Annotated in this window: 4 protein-coding genes; 2 read left to right on the top strand and 2 right to left on the bottom strand. The window is 67.9% G+C overall.

The features are described 5' to 3' along the window. A partial coding sequence (locus AB0C36_RS42720) for a hypothetical protein (RefSeq protein WP_358365102.1) occupies window positions 1-193 on the top strand: 193 nt, incomplete at its 5' end. 448 nt (window positions 194-641) lie between these two features. Here the strand turns inward: AB0C36_RS42720 and tyrS are convergent. Both tyrS and AB0C36_RS42730 read right to left on the bottom strand, forming a co-directional pair. Beyond that, entirely contained in the window at window positions 642-1919 is a 1278-nt protein-coding gene (tyrS, locus tag AB0C36_RS42725) for a tyrosine--tRNA ligase (protein ID WP_358365105.1), read from the bottom strand. A 91-nt stretch (window positions 1920-2010) separates the two neighbouring features. Next, window positions 2011-2691 (bottom strand): DNA-3-methyladenine glycosylase, encoded by a 681-nt coding sequence (locus tag AB0C36_RS42730; RefSeq protein WP_358365107.1) that lies wholly within the window; start codon window positions 2689-2691, stop codon window positions 2011-2013. A gap of 59 nt (window positions 2692-2750) precedes the next feature. Here AB0C36_RS42730 and AB0C36_RS42735 point away from each other — a divergent pair, with 59 nt between their 5' ends. Then, a complete protein-coding gene (locus AB0C36_RS42735) occupies window positions 2751-3533 on the top strand; it encodes a sporulation protein (protein ID WP_358365110.1) in 783 nt (260 codons plus the stop codon). The last annotated feature ends 91 nt before the right edge of the window (window positions 3534-3624 follow it).

The following is a 3624-nucleotide window of genomic DNA, read 5'->3' on the forward strand; positions in this document are numbered from 1 at the left end:
GAGTTCTCAAGGAACGGACGCTTCCTTCGAGACCCTTTCACCGGTCTCTCCGGGCGTTACGCTCTTCGGTGTTTCTTTGTTCTTGCTTTTCTTTCTGCTCTTCGAGCCTACCAGATCCGTTTTCCCGCTCTCAACTCGCTTCCGAGCCTTTGAGCAAGCCGCGCATCCGGCGTTCTCGATGCATCCACCGTAGCAGGTTTCCGCGGGGTTCCGAACCACTTCCCGCGATTGCCTAAACGCACGCGAAAAACAAATTCGGGCAACACAAAGAAGGGCGCACGGAAATCGTTTGAACGATTCCGTTCGATTCGCTTCGATGTGATGGTCGCTGCGGGACCGGCCATCGCGCCACGGACGTGCACCGGCTTCAGGCGCATGACGAAGCATGCGGCACTAGAAGGGGGTTCACGGAGGGCGCATCTGTCCGGATCTCCCGAACGAGCGACTTGGAAGACATTAGACGAGTCCGCGAGACGAGTCAAGCCGGGCCCGCGAACTCGTCCTGAAGTTCGCCGGCCCGGCTTGATCACGTACGAAGTCCCGTGCAGGTCAGCCCACTTCGTGGGCCGTCCAACGGGCCATCCAACCGGCCGTCGGGCTGAACGTCCAGCCGATCTGCGGGCAACCGTGCAGCCGACCGGCTAGCCGGTCACCTCAAGGGCACCGAGGTTGCGCTTGCCGCGGCGCAGCAACGCCCAGCGGCCGTGCAGCAGGTCGGACTCGGTCAGGACCGCGTCCTCACCAGTCACCTTCACGTTGTTCACGTACGCACCGCCCTCCTTGATGGTGCGTCGCGCCGCCGACTTGCTGGCCACCAGTTCGGTCGCGACCAGCGCGTCCACCACGCTCGGCAGCTCGGCGACCTGCGCCGACGGCAGTTCGGCGACCGCGGCCGCCAGCGTCGCGGCGTCCAGTGCGGTCAGGTCCCCCTGGCCGAACAGCGCCTTGCTCGCCTCGACGGCTGCCGCGCACTGGTCCGCGCCGTGGACCATCGTGGTGAGTTCCTCGGCGAGGGCCCGCTGCGCGGCCCGGGCCGCCGGCCGTTCGGCGGCCGCGAGCTCCAGCTCCTCGATCTCCTCATGCGACCGGAAGCTGAAGGTCCGCAGGTAGCGGGACACGTCGCGGTCGTCCGAGTTGAGCCAGAACTGGTAGAAGGCGTACGGCGTCGTCAGCTCGGGGTCGAGCCACACCGCACCCCCTTCGGTCTTTCCGAACTTCGTGCCATCTGCCTTGGTCAGCAGATTGGCGGTCAGCCCGTGTGCCGAGCCGTGCGGCTGGTTGGCGGTCACCCGGCGGATCAGGTCCAGACCCGCGGTGATGTTGCCCCACTGGTCGCTGCCGCCGATCTGCATCGTGCAGCCGTGCCGGCGGTAGAGCTCCAGGAAGTCGTTCGACTGCAGAAGCACGTAGCTGAACTCGGTGTACGACATGCCCTCGCCGCCGAGCCGCGACTTGACCGTGTCACGCGCGAGCATCTGGTTGATGCTGAAGTGCTTGCCGATGTCGCGCAGCAGGTCGATGGCGCTGAGGTCGTGCGTCCAGTCGAAGTTGTTCGCCATGAGCGCGGTGGTCGGTGCCTCTCCCTCGAAGTCGAGAAAGGCGCTGAGCTGCCCGCGGATGCGGTCCGTCCACTCCCGTACCGTCGACGCCTCGTTGAGCTGGCGCTCCGCGGACGGCTTCGGGTCGCCGATCAGCCCGGTCGCCCCGCCGACCAGTGCGATCGGCCGGTTTCCGGCCTGCTGGAGACGACGCAGGGTCAGCACGATCGTCAGGTGCCCCACGTGCAGGCTCGCGGCGGTGGGGTCGAAGCCCGCATAGACCGTCACGGGACCCTCCGCGAACGCCTTGCGCAATGCGTCCTCGTCGGTGGTCTGGGCGATCAGCCCCCGCCACCTCAGGTCGTCCACGATGTCGGTCACGGCGGCTCGTCTCCTCTTCATGTGTTCTCGAAGTGTCCAGGCAACTCTTGAACGCCTGTACGTGTACGTGTGTACGCGTGGGGCGCGCCGCCTACAGCGTGCCCGACGGGTCGGCCGCCGCGCGAACCGGATTCCGTCGCACGCGCGGCACGTGGGCGCGGTACGGGCTCACCGTCCGGTCCTCGGCTACATGGAACCGCCACGGATACCGCTCGCCGTCCCCGCCGTCGCCCGCGACACCGGTACGCGGCCCGCTACGGATCATGCCAGGCTCCACCGGCGTTCCCCGGAGCAGCCGGAACGCCGTCCCCGGCGCGCACGCGTCGACCCCGTCGTGCTCGCGTCCTATCCCGAGTGCGACCGTCAGCCGGGCCGGCCCCTGTGCCAGTTCGGTGTCGCGCTTCGCGCCCGGCCGCCGCGTACGCGCGAGCCCGACGCCCTCGACGATCTCCCCTGCCCGCAGCAGCACCGCGGAAGCTTTGCCGTCAGGTCCGCAGACGACGTTGACGCAGAAGTGCATTCCGTACGTGAAATAGACGTAGAGGTGTCCGGGCGGTCCGAACATGGCGCTGTTGCGCGGTGTCTGCCCCCGGTAGGCGTGCGATCCGGGGTCGACGCCCCCGTCGTACGCCTCCACCTCGGTGATCCGCAGCACGGTACGGCCGTCGTCGGTCTCGTGCACCAGCAGCCGTCCCAGCAGGTCGGGCGCGACGTCCAGGACCGGCCGGTCGAAGAAGGATCGGGGCAGAGCGCGACGGGGGGCGGGTGGCATGGGCCAGACTCTACGGCGACGGGGAGTCATAACGATCACGTGTAGGCCAGGGAGCATCCATGGTGTTCAAGAAGTTCATGGCGAGCATGGGGGCCGGCGGCGCGTCGGTGGAGACCGAGCTCTACCGCCCCGACGTGACGCCGGGCGGCGTCGCCGAGGGTGTCATCCGCATCCAGGGCGGCAAGGTCGACCAGACGATCGAGGGGCTGTACGTCGAGCTCCGCGCGGTCGTCGAGGTCGAGACCGAGGACGGCGAGTACAAGGTCAACCAGGACTTCGCGCGCCTGCAGGTCGGCGGCGGGTTCCAGCTCCGCGAGGGCGCCACGCACGACGTGCAGTTCCAGCTGCCGATCCCGTGGGAGACGCCGGTGACGGTGTTCCGGGGCGTGCAGCTGCGCGGCACCAGCATCGGGGTGCGTACCGAGCTGGAGATCGACCGGGCGATCGACAAGGGCGACCTGGACCCGGTCAACGTGCACCCGATCCCGGCGCAGTCGGCGATCCTCGACGCGTTCGGCAACCTCGGCTTCCACTTCAAGGGCGCGGACCTGGAGAAGGGCCACATCCGCAACACGCGGCAGCGGCTGCCCTTCTACCAGGAGATCGAGTTCACGCCCTCCGGCCAGTACTCGCGTATCAACGAGGTCGAGCTGACGTTCATCTCGGACGAGCACGCGACCGAGGTGATCCTCGAGGTCGACAAGAAGGGCGGCCTGATCAGCGAGGGCAGCGACGCGTACCGGCACTTCACGATCGACCACGGCGCGGTCGAGGGCACGGACTGGGCGGCGTACCTGCATGGCTGGCTCAACGAGGTCGGCCAGCGCCGCGGCTGGTTCTAGGGAGTGTCTTCAAATTCGCGTCGGACAGCCCGCGGGCCGTGGTGCGTGCGCTCGCAAGGCGCGGGCCGCAGCTCGGCCTGGGTTTGGCCGG

Origin of the sequence: Streptodolium elevatio, from assembly GCF_040649515.1 — a bacterium.
GTDB lineage: Bacteria > Actinomycetota > Actinomycetes > Streptomycetales > Streptomycetaceae > Yinghuangia > Yinghuangia elevatio.